The sequence below is a fragment of the Dendronalium phyllosphericum CENA369 genome, from assembly GCF_016056275.1.
GTDB lineage: Bacteria > Cyanobacteriota > Cyanobacteriia > Cyanobacteriales > Nostocaceae > Dendronalium > Dendronalium phyllosphericum.
Map to the genome: position 1 here is coordinate 85,061 of NZ_JAECZA010000080.1, position 21,117 is coordinate 106,177.

16 protein-coding genes and 2 pseudogenes are annotated in these 21,117 nt (G+C 40.3%); 10 read left to right on the plus strand and 8 right to left on the minus strand.

Going from position 1 to position 21,117, the window contains the following annotated elements; genetic code table 11:
- Window positions 1–107: 107 nt before the first annotated feature.
- From I8752_RS16890 to I8752_RS16905, 4 genes are all read right to left on the minus strand, one after another.
- A complete protein-coding gene (locus I8752_RS16890) occupies window positions 108–1,694 on the minus strand; it encodes a flavin-containing monooxygenase (protein WP_214433464.1) in 1,587 nt (528 codons plus the stop codon).
- A gap of 404 nt (window positions 1,695–2,098) precedes the next feature.
- On the minus strand, window positions 2,099–3,760 hold the full coding sequence (locus tag I8752_RS16895; protein WP_214433465.1) for a tryptophan halogenase family protein: 1,662 nt from the start codon (window positions 3,758–3,760) through the stop codon (window positions 2,099–2,101).
- 327 nt (window positions 3,761–4,087) lie between these two features.
- Window positions 4,088–4,801, minus strand: a complete 714-nt coding sequence (locus I8752_RS16900) for a hypothetical protein (protein ID WP_214433466.1) — start codon at window positions 4,799–4,801, stop codon at window positions 4,088–4,090.
- 960 nt (window positions 4,802–5,761) lie between these two features.
- Complete coding sequence (locus I8752_RS16905) at window positions 5,762–7,123, minus strand: hypothetical protein (RefSeq protein ID WP_214433467.1); 1,362 nt, start codon at window positions 7,121–7,123, stop codon at window positions 5,762–5,764.
- A gap of 453 nt (window positions 7,124–7,576) precedes the next feature.
- Here I8752_RS16905 and I8752_RS16910 point away from each other — a divergent pair, with 453 nt between their 5' ends.
- The gene (locus tag I8752_RS16910; protein ID WP_214433468.1) at window positions 7,577–8,896 is read left to right on the plus strand and encodes an acetyl ornithine aminotransferase family protein; all 1,320 of its coding nucleotides are present in this window, start codon (window positions 7,577–7,579) and stop codon (window positions 8,894–8,896) included.
- An 88-nt stretch (window positions 8,897–8,984) separates the two neighbouring features.
- Window positions 8,985–9,875, plus strand: a complete 891-nt coding sequence (locus tag I8752_RS16915; RefSeq protein ID WP_214433469.1) for a DUF1338 domain-containing protein — start codon at window positions 8,985–8,987, stop codon at window positions 9,873–9,875.
- Between the two features lie 209 nt (window positions 9,876–10,084).
- On the opposite strand, the gene I8752_RS16920 is transcribed toward I8752_RS16915, so the two are convergent.
- Both I8752_RS16920 and I8752_RS16925 read right to left on the minus strand, forming a co-directional pair.
- A complete protein-coding gene (locus I8752_RS16920) occupies window positions 10,085–10,489 on the minus strand; it encodes a hypothetical protein (RefSeq protein WP_214433470.1) in 405 nt (134 codons plus the stop codon).
- Between the two features lie 701 nt (window positions 10,490–11,190).
- Window positions 11,191–11,586 carry a DUF6335 family protein gene (locus I8752_RS16925; protein ID WP_214433471.1) on the minus strand — a complete coding sequence of 132 codons (396 nt, stop codon included), beginning with the start codon at window positions 11,584–11,586 and terminating at the stop codon, window positions 11,191–11,193.
- A 429-nt stretch (window positions 11,587–12,015) separates the two neighbouring features.
- On the opposite strand from I8752_RS16925, the gene I8752_RS16930 reads away from it, so the two are divergent.
- The 7 genes and pseudogenes from I8752_RS16930 (at window position 12,016) to I8752_RS16960 (ending at window position 17,504) form a co-directional block, all read left to right on the plus strand.
- A complete protein-coding gene (locus I8752_RS16930) occupies window positions 12,016–13,113 on the plus strand; it encodes a DJ-1/PfpI/YhbO family deglycase/protease (RefSeq protein WP_214433472.1) in 1,098 nt (365 codons plus the stop codon).
- A 72-nt stretch (window positions 13,114–13,185) separates the two neighbouring features.
- Window positions 13,186–13,884, plus strand: a pseudogene (locus I8752_RS16935) (SRPBCC family protein).
- 324 nt (window positions 13,885–14,208) lie between these two features.
- Window positions 14,209–14,595: a hypothetical protein gene (locus tag I8752_RS16940; RefSeq protein ID WP_214433473.1), complete on the plus strand. Its 387-nt coding sequence runs from the start codon at window positions 14,209–14,211 to the stop codon at window positions 14,593–14,595.
- 180 nt (window positions 14,596–14,775) lie between these two features.
- On the plus strand, window positions 14,776–15,945 hold the full coding sequence (locus I8752_RS16945) for a zinc-dependent alcohol dehydrogenase (RefSeq protein WP_214433474.1): 1,170 nt from the start codon (window positions 14,776–14,778) through the stop codon (window positions 15,943–15,945).
- Window positions 15,946–16,040: 95 nt separating this feature from the next.
- Window positions 16,041–16,382: a cupin domain-containing protein gene (locus I8752_RS16950; protein ID WP_214433475.1), complete on the plus strand. Its 342-nt coding sequence runs from the start codon at window positions 16,041–16,043 to the stop codon at window positions 16,380–16,382.
- Window positions 16,383–16,657: 275 nt separating this feature from the next.
- Window positions 16,658–16,771 (plus strand): annotated as a pseudogene (locus I8752_RS16955) (manganese catalase family protein); the annotation flags it as partial.
- Window positions 16,772–17,306: 535 nt separating this feature from the next.
- The gene (locus I8752_RS16960) at window positions 17,307–17,504 is read left to right on the plus strand and encodes a DUF2811 domain-containing protein (protein ID WP_214433476.1); all 198 of its coding nucleotides are present in this window, start codon (window positions 17,307–17,309) and stop codon (window positions 17,502–17,504) included.
- 427 nt (window positions 17,505–17,931) lie between these two features.
- Here the strand turns inward: I8752_RS16960 and I8752_RS16965 are convergent, their stop codons facing one another.
- On the minus strand, window positions 17,932–18,651 hold the full coding sequence (locus tag I8752_RS16965) for a response regulator transcription factor (protein WP_214433477.1): 720 nt from the start codon (window positions 18,649–18,651) through the stop codon (window positions 17,932–17,934).
- Between the two features lie 680 nt (window positions 18,652–19,331).
- On the opposite strand from I8752_RS16965, the gene I8752_RS16970 reads away from it, so the two are divergent.
- Window positions 19,332–19,958, plus strand: a complete 627-nt coding sequence (locus I8752_RS16970) for a CPP1-like family protein (protein ID WP_214433478.1) — start codon at window positions 19,332–19,334, stop codon at window positions 19,956–19,958.
- Window positions 19,959–20,142: 184 nt separating this feature from the next.
- Here I8752_RS16970 and I8752_RS16975 read toward each other — a convergent pair whose 3' ends face one another.
- Complete coding sequence (locus tag I8752_RS16975; RefSeq protein WP_214433479.1) at window positions 20,143–20,835, minus strand: HAD family hydrolase; 693 nt, start codon at window positions 20,833–20,835, stop codon at window positions 20,143–20,145.
- Window positions 20,836–21,117 lie beyond the last annotated feature (282 nt).

Genomic DNA, 21,117 nt, shown 5'->3' on the forward strand with positions numbered 1-21,117 from the left:
GTGTCTTGACTCATACGGGGCTTGTGTCCCGCGTTGTTGGGGCTATTTCTTCCCCACACCCGACACCCGACACCCCGCCTCAACGGGGCTTGGTCAACCGTTCATAATCAACTCTTGCCTATTGACATTTGTTGATTTAGAAGTTCCTGAGTAACATCTGTTTCTAAACTGTCACCATTTTCAGAATCATTCACAGATGAAAGTCGTTTTCCCCGCAATTCTTGGCGAATTTTTTGGTAAGTAGATGGATTTACAGGCATCATCACTTCTGCTATGCGCTGCCAGCCTTTTTGGTGACTCTTTACCCCCATATCTTCTATTAGCTGTTCTAGGTGATGAAAGTTAAATGGGGATACGCATCCGCCATTGCCTCTATCTTGAGGCCATTGAGTCTGCCTCCAGTGCAACTCTGTCTCCATAACCTCAATCGTTTCCGAGCGTGAGGGTAAAGCCAAATTACCTTTAACATATTCTGCTAACCACCAAGCTCCTACCTCTGATGTTAATTGGGTAAAGAAGCTAGAGTTATAGCCGACAAAACCGATCTCCGGAATATCCGGATGAATCAGATTGCGATAGAGATGCAAGTAGCCGCGGTCATCGATTAGCAACCGACGATACTTTTCTTCGAGAAAGGGTACATCCTGACGAAATCCAGTCCCAAAGATAACTACGTCTGCCTGCAACCGCTTGCCATTTGCTAACTCTACTCCATCATTGCAAAATCGAGCAATTGTTGTCTTTTGAGTTTTGATTTTACCAGCGTACAAATACTTATAAAAATTTTCGGGTGCGATCGCACTGGAACAGTTCACCGATTGGGACATAGGTCGATCGGGCAACATCCCACTTGCATCAAGACGGAACTGTAAGCGTAGGAGAATCTCGTTTATCTTCCAAAAAGCCCACACAATCGGTTTTCCAAAAGTGTGTAGCACCTTCTCTACACCTTGAAGTTGGCGATAGGGTAACCAAGCCTCTGAAAAGCGGGTTAACAAAATGTACTTAATATTGACCAAACCTAAGAAAAATTTAGGAACCTTCCACAAGCTTTCACGAAAGACAAGAGTACATTCTTTAGCTAGATGAACAGCGTAGGCAGTTATATCAGTAGCGGATCTACCAAAGCCTACAACAATTACTCGTTTACCCTCGATTTGGCAATTGTCATTAAACTCAGTAGAATGTAGCACCTGACCTCCAGATGCAATAAATTCCTCTTTACCAGGTACTAAAGGTATCTTTGGGATATTAAAAAGACCGTTACATACAAGAACGAAATCGTACTCGTGCTCCTCCTTTTGGATTTCGTCGTTGCTATGATTACGGCAGTTGACGCTAACTACCCATCCCGGTTTTACTCCAGTCCTCCTCTTCACCTGAGTGACTTCTGCTTGAAATCGAATTTTCTCTATAAGACCAAAATTCTGGGCGTAAGACTCTAAATAATTCCGCATCTGTTCGGCTGTGGGCCACTCTGGGTAGGATGCAGGCATGGGATAATCGGAGAATGCATATGTGTCTTTGGGGTTCTGGGTAGTTAGCCCTACATAAGTCCGAGAAACCTCCCATACACCGCCAAGCCGCTGCTGTTTCTCGAAAACAGTAACTTCATAGCCTTCCTCGATAAAGGTCTTAGCTGCTACTAGACCACTAATACCAGCGCCAATGATACAAATATGCTGAATTGTCATATTCATAGAGTTGGGTGAATTTCTATTTATATGAGAATGCCCATAATTTATTCAAAAGTAGAATTCTCATCACCTTTATTTTGATGCTATTTCCCAGACAGAAAACTTATTTTATCTCAAAAAAAATAAAACAGAGCACAGCGTTCCTCAGTAAGATATGAACTAGTTAAAAGCCATAGACAGGAGATCGGCTTTGTTCATCACTAACAGGGTGTGGGCTGTAGGGGAAAACGGCGTTGGACGGAGCTTGAACTCCGAAGGGCGCAAGCGTCTTTTGAAGACGGAGCTTGTTTCCCACTGGTTGTTGGGGCTATTTCTTCCCCACACCCGACACCCGTTGCGCCACACCCCACCCCAACGGGGCTTGGTAACTCTTAATAAAGGTGAAAATACTTTTCGAGCTTTTATGAAATTGGTACAGTGGTCTGATTTGGCCAATCGTTTACTAGCGAACAATCTATTTTATTTTCGTTGATATACTCTGACTGCTCTTGAGACTTAATTACATGAGTTAAGTATTCATACTGTGATGGCAAAGTCCTGCGTAGGTAAGCGGCTTTTTCCTGTATTTCCAGAAATGTCGCCTTAGCATTTTGGTCTTGAATATGCTCTAGAACGGGTAAGCTGCTTTCTGGCAAATAATTTAACCCAAGTAACATCACTGAATAAGAGTAAGATTCAAAGCCATGATATTTCGGATTGATGCTCTTGTTGTTTGGCAGTCTATTTTTCCATAATCTCAGCTTTTCACGTAATTCCTCTGGAACTTGGATTTCGTGCTTAGTTGCTTTCCAGAACTCTGTATCTGCTCTATCGCTGGCACAATAATGGAGTGTTAAGAACTCGCGAACACCATCTATGCAGTCTGCGATCGCCTTATTGTAACTGCGAATCAGCTCCTCATTGCACGATTTCTTGGGAAAGTGGCTAACTAACTCTTCAATTCCATGCTGAATAAAGAATATTCCAGTAGACTCTAGTGGTTCTACAAAACCACTGGAAAGACCAATTGCGACACAATTTTTCACCCATGAGTTTCTGTTTCGGCCAATTCTCATTTTGATGTGAGATGCTTTGCACTCATTAGCAGCTTCTCCTAAATGCTCCTGAAATTCCTTTTCTGCTTCTTCTTTAGAGATAAATGCACTTGAATAAACATACCCCGTACCACTTCTGCCATACAAAGGTATATTCCAGACCCAACCAGATGAAAGCGCGGTCGCTGTAGTATAGGGGTTGATGCCATTTTTCTTAATATCAGTTGGTAATTGCATGGCAATTGCACTATCGCACAATAGTGACTCCGAAAAAGCAATGAATGGTTCGCCAAGAGCTTTGTTGATTAGCAGTCCTCGAAAACCAGTACAATCTACGAAAAAGTCGCTACTAATACTGCCATGCTCTTTGGTCTCGATGGAATCTATGCTTCCGTCTGCTGTTAGCTTTACGTCTACGACATCATCAACAATTTGTTTCACACCTCTGTGCATTGCATAATCTTTCATGAATCTTGCAAGTAGGTTTGCATCAAAATGATAGGCGTAAGGATATTGAACCTTTAAATGATCCAAAATGTTTTTCTTGACGATATGCTCGCGAGAAAATAAATTTTGCACTTTATCGTCAAAGACTTTTCCATCAAGATATCTAGGCGACCTTTGATTGTCACATAGCCAGGGGATTAAAAAGCAAGCATAATCGAATGCTTCTTGATTTCTCTTCATTTTCAGCCACCATTCAGAGATATCAAAGCCATCTACTACTTCATATCTCTGAAAAGGATGATAAAAGTGTTGTCTTTGAGCATTCCAGTTAACAAACTTAATTGCCATTTTATATGTAGCATTACATTTTGGCATCCATTCATCTTCTTGTAGACCTAGAAAATCAAAGAATAATTTGATGGTACTGAAAGTGGCTTCACCAACTCCAATTGTTGTGACATTAGATGATTCAACCAAAGTAATTTGAACATTTTTATCTAAAGCTTTACTCAGATAAGCAGCAGTCATCCAACCTGCCGAACCACCACCAACAATTACAACAGTTTGTACATACCCAGACATAGCAATATTTACTCCCAAATACTTTAACGAGAGATTTCCTATCAATTTCAGAAGGCTTTTAGATTAATCTCAATTAATTCATGAGTCCAACAGAACTGCTAACCTGTTCGCTGAAACCGTTAACGAAGAGTAAATAGGTTCCTTTATTGAGCAAAGTAGGTTCAGAATTCAGGATGAATTGGAGTCAGAGGTGAATAAATAGTGACTCTTGCTAAATCGAAAATGAGTGCAGTCTAGAAATAGTGAGCGAGTGTAGTCTAGGGATTTCCCCAGTCATAGCAAATCGCCTGATGGTTCTGAATACCCTACGAATTTATTCTGAATGATTCAAGTAATTTTCACTAGTTGCTTAATTTTATGATTTTGAGCATAAGTTAAAAGTTCATTGGTAAATTTAGTAAAAACTACAAATAGTTGTTTAACTATTTCAATAGCTTCTTGTCGAGCTTCTGTTGTTAATTGAATATCTCCAACAAATTGTTCTAAATTAGATGCATCTATCGTATGTTCACTTTCAGCAATCAGATGAATATCGCCAAAATATTGATATTCTTGTTGGGTAATTGCTGTAATTTCCTTGCTAACTTCTGAAGCAATGGGAAGCATCACATGGCTTGTTGCTTCAGTTACTTCAATTACTATCAATTTTTGGAGAGAATTTGCTTGTGAACTATATTGATAAAGTTGATAGCTTAACCAGCGAGTGTTCTTTGTTTCTTCACTCCAAATAAATTTTAATGCATCACTAAATTTTAATGAGCGGTCAACTTCTAGCTTGTGCAAATCTTCTAAAAACCATAGCCAATGTGAATCATCTTCATGGGTATATTGGTTAATAATTTTTTGAATGGGATCGTCGGTTGTTTCTGTACGCAAAAAATACTTATTTAATTCTCCAAAAGTCATAATGAAAGGAGCAGCACAGGGGGCCCAAGCCAGCCTTTGCCTAGGGTCTATGCTTTTATCTTTCATAAATTCAAATAACGGCAATTGGGCAAACTCTTGCTTCTGTTTTTCAATCAAGGCAAGTATTTCTTTCATCTGGAATAATTTATAGGTAAATGATGCACTTGTGTTGGTAAATGGAATTTCTACTCAGAAAATTTCAAACTGAATTAGGCTTTATATATGTTGTTATAGATAAAGCTTGAGTAGCTAAGTATATTTAATTGTTGAAAAATCACGATCGCCACCTATGAACAAAGTCTATAGAACTTACATAATCAATTTATGAAGAGTTTTACTCTATAGCAATTAAGGTTTGGACATAGTATTTTCCATCAAGACAAAACTGTTATAAATAACGCTAGTTTTAATAGTGTTTGAAGAAATAGTCAATCGCTCAACGACTTTATACGTAAATTATTGTTACTTTTTATCTTAAAAGTAACCGCAATTATATGTATTTATAAAATTTTAATCAATACAAAGATAGTAATAGTGGCTGATGCAACAAATAAATTATGAAAATACAGAGATATACTATTGCCTATTTGGTTACAGATTAAGTAAGTGGACATAATTAAATGTAAAATACCAACCTGTGAAATCCGCTCAAAATTGGGATTTTCCCTTCTGCCCTGCGGGTTCAGCAGTTCGCAATCGACGCAAAGCGCCAAGACTGCGACTGCTTCACCATCTGCCTCCAGCATAGCTGCCTTCTACTTATTACGTAGATAGGTGTAATATCAATTCTCTATGAAGATGCATATTTGAAAACCGAGTAAATGGTCAAATACTCTATGCAATTGTTACCGCACTGCCTTAAGATTTTTTTGTGATACCAGCCACAATATACCCTCATTCAGAAACCCCGATAATTGCTCTAATTTAAACTTCTGCATACAGCGCAGAGATTGTACGCGAAGTTATGTTCTCCCTCACAGTTAATTTAGAAGTAGAATTTGAAATTGCCTAGAGTCAACAAATTTTGTTTTGTCAGAATACCATTGACGACATCCACATAACAAAAAGCGACTATTAAGGGTTAGAGCATCCCTTCTATTTTTTCACTAAGACATATGCTGTGGCATAATCAGGCAGTTGTCCGATATGCTCCTGAAAATCTTTTTTGTTCTTAAAAATACCTGCCAAAAAATCTAGTTGATAAAGATTTGGTAAAAAAGCTCCACCAGTATCTGCAATTACTCCCATTTGTAAACGTTTGCGTCCACCTTGAGTATGCTCAATTACAATCACTTTCCCTAAACCAATATTCAGTACATCTCCTGCAAAAGTTACCCCTGGCTTGATGGAAATTTTTGCATCTATTTTGTATCCATAGCCTTTAATCGCATCAACCTGTTTAAAATACCAATAGCGTTTTTGTGCTGTGGCTTTTAATCCGCGAATGTACGATATACCATTGTTTCTATCTACGTTAAAAAATGCTTGGGAACCATCTGTAAAATTAATCAGTATGGTTCCCTCCATGAGTGCTTCTTCTAAGCCGTCGCGGGTTAGATAAGCGATGGGTTTAACTTTACCAAACTCTTTACCACCTGGTTCATAAATACCAGATAAAACATCTTGCTTTGTGTATCTAGTGTAAAACTTATCATTAATAGCGATGTCTTTTAAACTATAAATTGGTGTGTTAAAAGTAGAGGTTTTTTGGTGAGAACCTGGATGAGTAAAAACAGCATATTTAGTAATTCTCAGTCTATCTTGCTTCTGGTTGCCGGGGTTATAAGCAGACCATTTAATGACTCGAAAATTGGTATTGATAAAATTAGGGTCTTGTAAACGAGTAGTTCGCTTATTGGTAATATCTTCTTGCAAAGTAGCGATCATAAAATCCAGCGTTTTGAGCATATCTTGTACTGTCACTCCTTGAGTACCTAAAAGCCCTTTACGCTGAATATCTGGATCTGCCGAAGAGTAGTCTTGAAAATATTTTCTAGTATTAGTCAGCACAGTTAATAAATCGTTTTGATTAAAATTCACTTTAGCGCTAGGTAATTGTCCTGAAGATAAAATCTGATTGCCACTAATGCTGAATTTATACTTTTGCCATTCATCAATGACTGGATAAGTTACAGGTACTGATGCCAAAAATTTCTTTTCTGCAAGCGTATTTTGCTTATTTATATTTTCATTACCTGCGTGTGGAGTAATAAAATAATTAGGGGAAATTGTGGTAGATGTACGATTAGTTTGAGTTGAAACAGGAAGAATTTGTGATTGAGGTAGGTTATAATTTTCCTGCTGAGTAAAGGATAAACTTTGTGCTGTTTGATTTTGTTGGGCTAGCTGTTTATTTTTTGTCTCACTATTATATATATAGCTACTAGCTAAACCAAGAATTAACAAAGTAGCAATACCTAGTGTGAGGCGAATTTTTTGGTTAAATTGAATGCTCATAACTTGGGATAAAATCTGATGTTTGATAATAATTACACTTGCCCAATATCTGAACGATACTAACTTGACAATGGGTTAACCATGTATACAATTGGGCATAATACCTTGTCCAGTTTTAGTGGGCTAATCAGCCTAACAGTGCATTATACTCTTGCACCCCTAATTACGTATGTACTTTTTAGTTTAGGATTTAGAACGCAAAGGAACTACTGCATTAGTTGGTGCTAACTAGTAGACGCATACGCGGTTACTGTAACTTGTGAAAACTCTCTTTGAGAGAACGAGAAGGGCTAAAGGCGAATCTGCTGTACAGCGAGTAGTGGTGAAGAGTGGGGAGTAGTCTGATTGTTCTGTCAATACGTAAATATTACACAAATAGAATCAAATGTTACTGTAACTATTCGCACCTGACAGTTTAATCATCAATAATTTGACAAAAATCTTCAAAAAAATATGTTAAGTATCCCCATTAACTCACTTTTACCTAGTGCGCCTCGCTTAGTTACATCTTTACCTGGGCCTCGCGCTCAAGCAATTGTAGAACGCGATCGCGCTGTAACTTCTCCTTCCTACACCCGTGACTATCCCTTAGTTGTGGCTCGCGGTGAAGGCTGTATGGTGGAAGATGTGGATGGTAATGTATTTCTCGACATGACCGCAGGCATTGCTGTTACTGCTACCGGACACGCCCACCCAGAAGTCGTCAGAGCAATTCAAGAACAGGCGGCGCGGCTGCTGCATATGTCGGGGACTGATTTTTACTACGAACCGATGGTAGAACTAGCAGAACAATTAGCTCTGCGCGCTCCTTTTGCTGGTGGTGACACTACATTTCCAGCTAAGGTATTTTTCACTAATTCTGGGGCAGAGTCTAACGAAGGAGCCATCAAACTAGCTCGATATTACACCAAGCGATCGCTGATTGTAGCTTTCTTAGGAGCATTCCACGGACGTACTTACGGAGCAATGTCTCTCACAGGTTCTAAAGCAGTGCAGCGAGCTAACTTTGGCCCGCTAGTACCTGGGGTAACTCACATTCCTTACGGCACTCACGCTAGCTTAGATTATTTAGAAAAAAACTTATTTACAACAATCTTGCCACCCCATGAAGTAGCAGCCATCGTAGTCGAACCAATTCAAGGGGAAGGAGGATACATTGTCCCAGAAGATGGATTCTTGCAAAGAATTCGGGAAATATGCGATCGCTATGGCATTCTCATGGTGGTTGATGAAGTGCAAGCCGGGATGGGGCGTACAGGTCGCTTATTTGCGATCGAGCATTGGGGTGTAACGCCTGATATCATTACCACTGCTAAAGGTATCGCCAGTGGGATGCCTTTAGGAGCGATTCTCTCCCGACCGGAATTAATGACTTGGCCTCCAGGTTCCCACGCCACCACATTTGGCGGTAATCCCGTAGCTTGTGCGGCTGGTATTGCTACTTTGCGCCTGTTGGACAGCGGCTTGATGGCGAACGCTTCCCGGATGGGAGAAATCTTACAAGCTGGTCTGACTCAGTTACATGAAAAATTTCTCAACATTTCCCTACCCAGAGGTAAAGGTTTGATGGTCGCCGTGGATTTATTGGATGAAGCAGGTAATTACAATCCTAAATTGCGCGATCGCATTATCCAAGAAGCTTTTTTGCGCGGTCTGTTATTACTTGGTTGCGGTAAAGCAGCAATTCGTTTTTGTCCGCCTCTGGTTATCAACAGCGACCAAATTCAAACAGCTTTAGATATCATCTCTAATGTATTAATAGAAATACTTTAGGCTCATCCAAAGACGAAAAAACTTCTGCGCCTTTCGATGTCTGTGGGTCAGAATTTTAGAAAAATCTTCATTTATAGCATTCTGCTTTATGTCTCCTGAACAAGTTTGCGACTTTTGGGAATTACTTTGGCAAGATTACACCGCCAGAGTCAGTTATGCTCGCATCTACCAGCAAATGATTACTGTTGCGGGCGGGACTGTTGCCAATGACCATATTGCTTTTCGGTCTTTGCGTATGACTGTGGATAGTCCGCAGGGAGAAATTAATTTAGGTATTGACTATCTCGAACAAGTTGCTAAATTTTTGGGTTATGAAGCGGCTGGGGAATATACTTTTCCTGAAACTCATCTTTATGCCCGTCATTATCGCCATCCCCAACAAGAGAAGTTTGATTTACCCAAACTGTTTATCAGCGAATTGATTGTAGATGAATTGCCCACTGATATTGTGCAACTCATATATCAAACAATAGCCACTGCTAATTTCAGTAGGTTTACAACACTGCTACTAAATGTTCAAGATTTTCAGCAAATTTTCACTCGTCCTTGGCAACCTCCCTTGCGTTCTGTTGTGGAACAAGTAAATAAATTTACTCAGTATGGGGCTTGGGTGCTGTTGCACGGTTACGCTGTCAACCATTTCACGGGCTACGTCAATCGTCAGAATACTCCAGAATATCCAGATATAGATAGTACTGCTCGTGGTTTAGCTAATTTGGGTGTGCCGATGAAAGCTGAAATTGAAGGCGATATTGCTTGTGGTTTGCGACAAACAGCAACTCAAGCAGTAAAAGAGATGGTGACAGTACTAGATGATATTAATAAAGAAGAAATCCAAATTCCCTGGACTTACGCCTATTATGAAATTGCTCAGCGCTACACGCTAGAAGTGGAACCTGGAAACCAAAAGCTTTTTGATGCTTTTTTAGGAAACAACGCTCAACACTTGTTTGAAATGACTCGGTTATCTAAAAAGTAGTGCTGAGTGCTAAGTATAACTTTTTAGGAAGCAGATTGCTTACCGGAGGTATTGCTGCTTTGTCATATCAATTCTGTATGAAGATGCGCTAAACCATATTGAAGTACAAGAAATAAGAAAGAGAAACGAACCGCAAAGGACGCAAAGGACACAAAGAAAAGAAGAAATGAAGTTAAAAGGGTTTGGCGCAGCCTTACAAAGAAATGGTATCAGTTATCATTTCGTAGGTTAATTGGGCGGATGTCGCGGATCTTGAGGGTTCTTTTGCCTGCGTTATCGTCGTCATCAATCGTGACTAAGTATTTCACGACCGTATGGTTTGCATTTCCACCAGTCACGGTGACAACAAATGCTGAGTAACTGTTAGTGTTTGTGTCACAACCACTTCGGTCGTGGAAGGTTTGATTCCATTCACCAATATAGACACCCTCGCCTCGTGGCTCATCACCACTTTGTTTAATTTGATTGAGGAGAGCTACTTTCAGTTGAGATAGCTTTGATTTTTGATCGGCAAGCATAAGTTTAACAAACTTATCGCGATTAAACTGGTCAAGATTGCCGCCGTTGCTGCATTTATCTTCGTAGTTGGCTTTAGCTGAATCCGGGCTGGTCATCACCAGTGTTGGGATCTTGGGAGACTGAGCGGCGTATCCACTTGTTGTCGCTAGTGCGAGAACACATAAAGTAAAAAAACCAAAGCGCATTAAATTCTCCGAGCGTGAATTAGTGTGTCCAATCAAGATTAACTGCAACGGACACTAAAGCACAGGGTTTGCTCGGTAGAAGTATCAATGCTCTCTCTGAAAATCTGTATATTTACCCCTCTTCTGTCAGTCTCCGAAAACATTTGCCATTTCTGAATTCTAGAGCTTTTGTACAGCAAGCGATCGCGCGATTATTTTCTAATAACAAATTCAAGAGCAATTTTTTTCTAATAGTATAGGTTGTATTGATTGCCTCGTGAGACTTCTAGCAATCGCCCTCACGGAGAGTGACAGAAGAGGGTTACAGCGAATTTCAAGTTGATGAAGTACGCGATCTCAGTCTCAAAGCCAAACATCAAGCCAGTTTTAGGGACTTCCAGAAATTAAATTATTCAATTTGGAGAGCAAAGACGATGAATAGACTCTTTCTCTCTCGACTTCCCCAGCTCGCCAAAGTGATTGATTATTTTTTTATTTGGAAGTCCCTTACTTCAGCTATCGGCGTTGCATAATTGCGGGATAATTTTGGAATTTACATCAACCATAATCCCCGCGTCTCCGCGTCCCCGCGTCCTCCTCAATCATCCCCTTATTCAGCAACACCCAGCTATCTATTCCCGCTCTTGATAATCTTCAGAAGACGACGGATCTAATTCCCAACGAGCATCATCGCGTCCTTCTAAAATGTCGTTAGTGCGGAGAAGCTCATTATCGCCCATTTCCAATCCGACAGCTGCTTCTAGATCCTCAGTTACATTTTGATCGGGAGTAGGCGATGTGCCACCAACAGCTTCATCTCCTACTGCATCCGCATCTTCCCAATAAGCATCAATATCGCCACCTGTGAGTTCGGGACTAGTTTCTGTATACTCGTGAGCTTTTTCTCTAAGCGATCGCCCACCGATATTGTACCCTGGTAGGTCTTTGACACCAGTGCCGTAGGATTCGGTAATTTCTTGGGGCAAATCACTAGATTCAATTTCACGATCTTTATTTTTTTCTGCCATAATATTTAACCTTTTCTGCATACCTACAATAACGTTTTTAAAGCAAAAAGTTGTATCGCCGAGGATGTACGACTTTAGAAATAAAACAATCTATCCCCTGGGAACGAAGCTGAGATAACTAGTACAGCATAATCTTGTAAATGTAAATTCACGGTCAAGCCACATGTAGTTGTGAGTTAGTAGTTCTCAACCCACAAAACATTCAGTTATCAACTTCTTTCTCATAACTATTCTTTCCCGATAAATCACTGTAATACTGCTGGTTGAGTTTTTGTGATTAATTAAATTTTTTTGAATTGTTAGCAGCAGAACGAGTCCAAGTAGCTCGAAATTGAGAGGAAAATTTTACTCCGACACAAAGCAGTGAAGTACCTGCCTGATAAGCAATTTAATTTCAAAAAATCTCAATTAAAAGATTAGGAAGAATCTATGTCAGAACCCAACAATTATTCAGGTAAAAAGAAAGTCGCTATCCTGGTGGAAAATGGCGTAGAAGATGCAGAATTTACCGTTCCTTATAATGGGTTAAAACAAGCGGGAATGGAAGTAGTGGTTCTTGGTTCCCGCATGAATGAGAAATACAAGGGTAAACAAGGTAAACTGAGCGTCCAAGCCGATGCCACAGCTACAGAAGTATCAGCTTCGGAATTCGATGCAGTAGTGATTCCCGGTGGTATGGCTCCCGACAAGATGCGGCGGAACCCCAATATGGTACGCTTTGTCCAAGAAGCAGTTCAACAAGGAAAATGGGTAGCTGCTGTCTGCCACGGGCCACAACTTTTGATTGAAGGCGATTTGCTCAAAAATAAAACAGTAACTGGCTTTAGCGCTATCAGCAAAGACATTATTAATGCGGGTGCAAATTATCAAGATCGGCCATTGGTAGTTGACGGCAACTTAATTACCTCCCGCGAACCTGGAGATTTGGCAATTTTCACCACAGCTATTCTCAGCCGCTTGGGGTATGGCGGCAAAGATGTGGCAATGCCAGATGAGAACAATGCCAATGCTGAATGGTGGAAACTGGCTGATACTTGGGGTGGCTCAACCAAAGGCGATATCGTCAAAGGTCTGAATACTGCTTTAAGTGGAGAACGTTATTCGCTAGAAGCTTTGGAGCAGTACGCGCAAAAAGAATCAGATGCAGAAGTGCGATCGCTATTTCAAGAAGCGATCGCCAACAAACAGCGCCACATCGAAAAGCTAGAAGCCTATCTGCAAATTTTGGGTGAAAAACCTTCTCTATTAACGAATATTGCCAGTCAATATGCCAAGGTCAAAACTGCCTTGACCGGAAGTGATGACATATATCAGCTGCGTTCCGCTTTAGGGGATGTGCAAACTGGTATAGGCGACATTGGTAACTTATGTGCAATGTACACCGACCCTGTAGCAACTGGTATTTTCAAAGAAATTTACCAAGATTTGTTGCAATCAGAACAAAGGTTGGCACAGCTATATCGGACGCGGGTAGCGGCTGAAGTTCAGCCTCCCAAGCCTACAACAGGTGCGGCTATCTCAATGTAAGGTTTTTAGCGAACCGCAGAGAAAAAGTCTTTGCGCTCTGCGGTAATTTAATTGCGATCGGGAGATAAAAAAGTGACTTCGACACCCGAAAATCAACTGGCTAGCAGTCAGGGTGAAGCTAGTGAAGCAGAGCGTTGGGCATCTCTCATCGGCGGTGGTGCGCTAGTGCTAATGGGTTTAAGGCAAGGCTCTTTACGAGGGGCGCTAACGGCTTTAGCTGGTGGCGGTTTAATTTATTAGGCTGCAACAAAACAAAGCACTGTTAAACAAGCACAAGAAGCGATCGGCATGAACCAACCTATCAAAGTTGAAAAAACAGTAACGATTAATAAACCAGCAGAGGAACTGTACCACTTTTGGCACGACTTTGAGAATTTGCCCAGATTTATGAAGCATCTCAAATCTGTAAAAGTTTACAACGATAAACGTTCTCACTGGATTGCCAATGCTCCTTTGGGTAACAGTGTGGAATGGGATGCAGATATTTTGGAAGACCGAGCAAACGAATTTATTTCTTGGGCTTCTGTAGAAGGTGCAGATGTTGATAATTCCGGTTTTATTCGTTTTAAAAAAGCACCAGGCGATCGCGGCACGGAAGTCAAGGTTGTGATGGAATATAACGTTCCTGGTGGAGTATTAACAGCTGCTGTCGCTAAACTTTTTGGTGAAGAACCAGAACAGCAAATTGGGGATGATTTACGCCGCTTCAAGATGCTAATGGAAGCGGGTGAAATTGCTACAACAGAAGGTCAACCAAAGGGTAAAGGCTGAAGAAGCAAGAACTTCTACTTCATCTATCCTTCTGTTGCTCCAGCCAATCTTGGACGACAAGCTCGCTCCAAATTTTGTGGTTAACTATCAATTATCGCTTGTACAAGCACTTTAGAGTTACCACATTTATTCCCAGAATTAAGACAACTGTATCAAAGTTGTTCTTAGGAAAATTCCACAAATAAATTATTCCATTTGAAATTGTTAATTATTAACAATCAAAAAAGGAATATTTGTTAGTTGGAAGTCTCCATAGCCTTGAATGAAAAATAGTCATTCAAAGTTTTGAATCGTTAACTCAACATCATGTAATTGAGGTTTTTTATGAATCGAGTAATTTCTTGGTTACGAAATATTCGCGTTTATCAAGTTGTTGTAGTTTTTCTCGTAGGATTTATATTTTTATTGGGTCAAGCTTTTAGCTACGCTCATGTAGCGCAAGCTGATGTTAAAACTCCTGAAGGTATTTACTATAAAGGAGCACCAGATGGGGTAACACTAGATAACCAAGGTGAAGTTAGAAACGATAATCAACTCGAAAATACCCAGAATAAATTAAAAAGTGCTGCTGACAATATCCGTGAAAAGTTAAACTTGGATGAAAAAACCCCTAGAGCTACAAAAGAATTTTTAGATTCTGGCAAAAATAAATCAGCAAACAAACTTTATGAAACTAAAGAGGGTTATTATCAAACTCCCTCAAGCAGATAACTTAAAAGCATAGAACCAAGCTTGGATAAAATTTTGTGTCGAATTACTGACTCAAAAACTGTTAAACAAGCATTAATGAATTACGAAGCGCGATAATTATCGCGCTTCTAAGTAAGTTAGATCGAGATATATATCTTGATATTAATTAAGTAATAAAATCTAACTACGGACTAAGTAATTATGAAAGCAGTTTGTTGGCACGGAGCAAATGACGTGCGGGTGGAAACAGTTCCAGACCCCAAAATTATCAACCCTCGTGATGCCATTATTAAAATTACTTCCACAGCAATCTGCGGTTCCGATTTGCATATTTATAATGGCTACATTCCCACAATGGAAAAAGGCGATATCCTTGGCCATGAATTTATGGGGGAAGTCGTTGAACTGGGAAGTAGTGTAAAAAATGTCAAAGTGGGCGATCGCGTCGTTGTTCCCTTTACTATCTCCTGTGGTAACTGTTTTTTCTGCAATCAAGATTTATGGTCGCTGTGCGATAACTCTAACCCCAATGCTTGGATGGTAGAGAAGCAAATGGGTTATTCACCATCAGGTCTTTTTGGCTACTCTCACTTATTTGGTGGTTACGCTGGTGGTCAAGCACAGTACGCCAGAGTACCTTTTGCTGACGTAGGCTTGTTCAAAATCCCCGATGGTTTAACAGATGAGCAAGTGCTATTTTTAACTGACGTTTTTCCCACAGGTTACATGGCAGCCGAAAATTGCGACATCAAAACCGGCGATACTGTCGCTGTTTGGGGTTGCGGGCCTGTTGGACAATTTGCCATTAAAAGCGCATATCTCCTCGGTGCAGAACGCGTCATTGCCATTGACCGCATTCCCGAACGCTTAGAAATGGCTAAAACATATGGCAAAGCTGAAGTTCTCAACTATGAAGAAATAGATGTAGGGGAAGCCCTCAAAGAAATGACTGGCGGACGCGGCCCCGATGCTTGTATTGATGCTGTAGGAATGGAGGCACACGGCACAGATTTGATGTCGTTCTATGACCAAGCAAAGCAAGCGGTACGTTTAGAAACAGACCGCCCGACGGCATTACGGCAAGTGATTGTGTCTTGTCGTAAAGGCGGTCACGTATCAATTCCAGGGGTTTACGGCGGCTTTATCGACAAAGTACCTATGGGTGCTGCTATGAACAAGGGCCTAACCTTCAAAATGGGACAAACCCATGTGCATAAGTATCTACAGCCTTTACTAGAACACATTCAAAACGGCAAAATCGATCCAACCTTTATCATCAGCCACAGATTACCTATAGAAGAAGCCCCACACGGCTACGAAATTTTCAAGCACAAGAAAGATAACTGTACCAAAGTTGTACTCAAACCATAGGTCATTTGTTCTTTATCAGTAGTCAGTTGTTAATTTTTAGCTACTGACTACCGAGCAATAACGGACTTGCTAAAACCAGAACTCAGGAAACAGATATGACTGATACAAGCGTTACAAAAATCGACTCTAGCCATTCTCCTAAAGGTCAACTCGGTCAGAAGTATCTTGCATCTGGCAAATCGTTATCGATGCGCCTTTGGGAAGGCGAACAACCAGGAGAAGCTAAAGAACCAACAGCACGAGAATATGAAACAGTTGGTTATGTAATTAGTGGTCGTGCAGAGTTACACATTGAAGATCAAAAGATTTTACTCGAACCTGGAAATTCTTGGGTAGTGCCAAAAGGAGCCTCTCATACATACAAAATATTGGAACCATTCACCGCAGTTGAAGCAACCAGTCCCCCCGCTCAAGTACACGGGCGTGACGAAAATTAACATCTAATTCTTTACTTACTACCAACCCATAACTTTGTAATATCTAGCCAGAGTCTCTTAGTATCTGGCTTTTACTTTATTTTTTATAATTTTCTAACTATGTTATAGAACGATCTGACCTCAGTCAACATACTTATTTTTTAAGTATTTTTTATGTGACTAAAGAATGATGAATCGAAAAGATTTAGTAGGTTTCCTAGAAAGCATAAGCAACTCATCCACAGCATCAGAAAAGTCTGAATGGATACAAACTACGGAATCAATGAGGAATCTAAATGTTTTATCACACTAAAAAACTACAGTATTTCACACCACCAGAAAGACCAGATCCGGTCTATGCGAAGAAAATGCAAGAACTCATTGGTGGTACTTTTGGTGAAATGACTGTTGGGGATTTAGTTGGAGTAAGCTAATCTGCCTTTAAGTTGCACAATCCTTTGTCTTAGAGATTATTAGCTTAAACACGATAAAAACTCGAATACTAGCACAAATATGCTGGGATTTAGATGTCAGCAGAGGATAATATTTTTGTAATTCTTATCATTGACTACAATTTTCCTCACTGATTCCACAAGGTTTCCACAGAAATTTTACAGGTTTTCCACAGATGTTCTACGAGCTAATCAGTTCTTGCAGTTTTACTGGGGATTTTTTACTCCCAGAGGAATGATAGAGAAAAGACCGAGTTTATATTAAGTAACGTAACAAAATATAGCAGCAAACGCCGATACCTGCGTATAAAAAGATTTTTTATACAAGCTTTTTTAACATTTCGCAGCATTGACAAACCCACCCCCTCTTGCCGCACAATGATGCGGCTTGCCTTTTTTGGATTCTGTTCGACTGCTGGTGCAGATTGTCAGCCAAGCAGGATCGCTACAAGCAATTTGTCCCTCTTGATTAACCTCACAGAAGGAAAATCTCATGAAAGCAACGGTTAGCATTTTTACAGAAATTCCCGAAACACTCGACGAATCACTGAAAAAATACTTAGAAAAACATCCTGATTGGGATCAAAACCGAGTATTGACGGCAGCCTTATCACTGTTTTTACTCCAAAATGGAGATAGCGATCGCCGCGCTGCCCGTGTATATTTAGAAACTTTGTTCCACCATAGCTAAATAGAAATGTTTTGTATTGATTTACCACAAACAACTCATTTACCAGACACGCCTAAGCAATAGTACAAGATCGTTAATAATGTTCTGGCTGATGTGTTTGGGCATGGTATACCGTGCCCTCTCAATAAATTTTTGTTACAAGGAAGCGATTGACGAGTTGGAGCAATATCAAAACAAAAAAACAAGTGATATTATTCCTATTTTAGGACTATGGTAAAGAAAAAGACTATGCTTGCGCGTATATACGCATGAGTAATTGCCCAAGCATTGCTATGTTTGGCATTAAAACCCTTTATCAAAGAAGTTTGAGAAGAAGGGTTTGAGATGATTTTCTGTCGGATGTAAAGGCAGATTAGTTACTTAATATTTACATCCAAAGTCAAGAGTTAATATAGTTACAAACTCTAGACTAAAGACAATCAAAGATTCAAGAATTAGTTTCCAACTGTTGAGAGTGAGTTGGACATTCAAACTTATATCCAACACCACGTACAGTTTGAATTAATGCTGGTTGGCTAGCATCGGCTTCAATTTTTTTACGAATCTGACCGATATGTACATCTACAACTCGCTGGTCGCCAACATATTCATAGTCCCAAACTTCTTGAATCAGCTCTGCTCGTCGCCAGACTCGACCGGGATGACTAGCTAAAAAATGCAGCAAGTCAAATTCTAGAGCGGTTAAGGGCACTGCTTGATTATTCAGTGACACCTCTCGTCGTACTGGGTCGATCATCAACTTTTCAAACACTAGGCGTTTCTGTTCTGCGGTAGTCACAACCCGCTGTCGCCTCAAAATAGCTGCTACTCTAACTTCTAGTTCTCCCAGCCCAAATGGCTTGGTGAGATAGTCATCAGCACCTTTAGCAAAACCGCGAATCTTGTCAGCCTCATCCGCACGGCTAGTGAGCATGAGAACAAAAACACCATTACGACTTTGCATCTCTTGGCAGAGGTTGAACCCGGTTACATCTGGTAAATTCACATCTAGAATCACCAAATCTGGATTAAATTGCTCAAATAGCGCTAAGGCTGTTTTACCATCCTCAGCAGCTTCTACTTGATAGCTCTGCTTAATCAAAAAGCGTTGGATTAAATTCCGAACCGCTGGGTCGTCATCAACTACAAGAATCTTGGCGGGAGCCATGACCATCACTTTGCACAAAAATTCATTAGATTAACATGAGGATTGCGTAAAAACGCAGGTTCCACTTTGGGAGTTGTTTCAGAATCTACAAAGGCTAGAAATCAGTTTCCAGATTATCCAAATAATAGTGTAATTAGGATTCTGGACAATGAATGCAAAAAGAGTTCGTCAGTCATTCCGCACTATTGCAGCTACTAAAATGACCAAACTTTGTATCCAATTGCTATATATTGTTGAAATTAGCCATAGTAACTCGGTAACCTAGGACACTTTCCTATCCCAATTATGTGGTAACTTAAAACTTTTCAATTTTAAATCTATATGCGGATTGACACCACTATTTACTTTGTGGATAATTCATAAAAAATTTTCAAGGCACGGTAAATTGCCAAATCTGAAACAAAAAAGTTAATTTTTTCATAAAAAATACGTTTTAGGTATCCCTACCTCAAATTCTAGGGTAAAGCCCTCACAGATCAACGGCATGAGGGGATACACGGAGTTATGGCAATATGTTAAAGTGACTGTAGTTAAAATGCCCAGGTTAATCTAACCCGTGCTACTATCCTGGTAGAGCATAAATATAGGTCGATGCGTTTTGTTTCGATCTTGATAAAATATAAAGTTGTTTTTCCTTAAGCGAAAGACTGCCGCTGATTAAGGCTAGAGTATAAACTCCCATGAGCGATCAAAATCCCTACGACAAACTTGGGGTATCAGAAGATGCTAGCTTTGATGAAATTCAAGATGCTCGCAATCGCCTACTGGAGCAGTACAACGGCGATGGCAAGAGTCTGGAGGTAATTGAAGCTGCTTATGATGCGATTTTAATGGATCGCTTACGGATGCGTCAGGAAGGTAAAATAAAAGTGCCTGAGCGTATCCGGTTTCCAGAGCTACGAGTGCAATCGCCTCTTAAAGAAAGTCCAGCTCCTCGCGAGCAGTCACCTGCATGGCTGCAACGAATGCTGGATCGGCCATCGCTTGCAGATGTACTGCTACCTGGAGCTTGGTACTTGGGTTTGAGTACCATTAGCGTCTTTTACCCAGATGCTGGCGATCGAGTTTTGCAGTTGGTGTTAGTGGTTGGAGTAGGAATTAGTATTTACTTTCTAAATCGCAAAGAAGGTAAATTTGGACGAGCAGTTTTGTTCACCCTAGTCGGACTAATAACAGGTTTAATTATCGGAGGAATATTTGCTAGTTGGCTTTTGCCACAAGTACAATTCCTGAACTTGAGACCCAATCAATTGGCTACGGTACTAACGTTTATCTTGTTCTGGTTAGTTAGTAGCTTTTTACGTTAAATTAATTTTTGGATGTCGGATGGGTAACGAGCAATAAGTAATTGGTAGAATTGCCCGTTATCGATTACTGCTATTAACAAATAGACAGACTAAACAAGACATCTAGGTTTTAAGAAAACCGATTCAGTTGTAACTCGATTGCTCACCCTTCCCTAATAGGGAAGGGAATTTTAGTTTGTAACGATCAAAGCGATGTTCCAGACTTCAGGATAAAATCTACAGCAAAGCTTAAGTCTTTAACAATTAGATCGGGGTGGTAAAGTTCTAATTGAGCACGATCGCGGATACCAGATTCCACAGCCATCACCTTAATACCGTGTTTTTGAGCAGCAGTGATATCGGCTTCCGTATCCCCTACCATCCAGGTATCAGCTGCGGGGGGCAGTTCTGCTAATGCCCTGGCCATCAATAAAGGCTTGTCTTCGATATCACGAGTTTTAACATAGTCATTACTAAGGCAATAACAGCGGTTTTCTGGGAAAAATCTTGCTAAATCATGTTTTTGAAAGGCATAATCTAGTTCTCCAACTCGGCGCATTGTCATCACTGCTAAATCGATGCCAGCCTGTTGAATTTTTAACAGCGCCTCCACAGCACCCGGTACGAGGCTGTCATAGTCAAAATAAGGTTGTGTATGCACTGTTTTTCGCCGTAGCTGGGCAAATTCTACTGCTTGCGCTTCGTCTAAACCAGAATTTAAAGCAATTTGTTTTTCCGGAACCCGCGATCGCTTCATCTGCCAAAATTCTGCTTTAGAAAGTTGTTGCACTGGTCGATCTGGTCGTCGGGCTTTCTCCAAACAGAATTGATAAACGCGATAATAACGTTCGGAAACATCAATAATCGGGCCGTCGAAGTCAGTAATGAGTCTCAGCATCGGCGGAAAATGTTAATTTTATTTAAGATTATAGAACTTACGCGATCTTGTTGAGCGCTGAAGCAATGTTCCTTATGAGACTTAGGCGGCAAAATTATCTATCATAACATAAAATAATTTTGCAAGAGGTATATAGTTAAAGGCAACTTGGAAGTGATGTTACTTCATATGAAAGCTTTGGCAGGACATAAAACATCAAAAACTCACACTAGAGGTTGCTACACTTGAGTATTATCTTGCCAGTTAAACAAAGAGATTTGCGGGACTTAAACCCCGATCGTA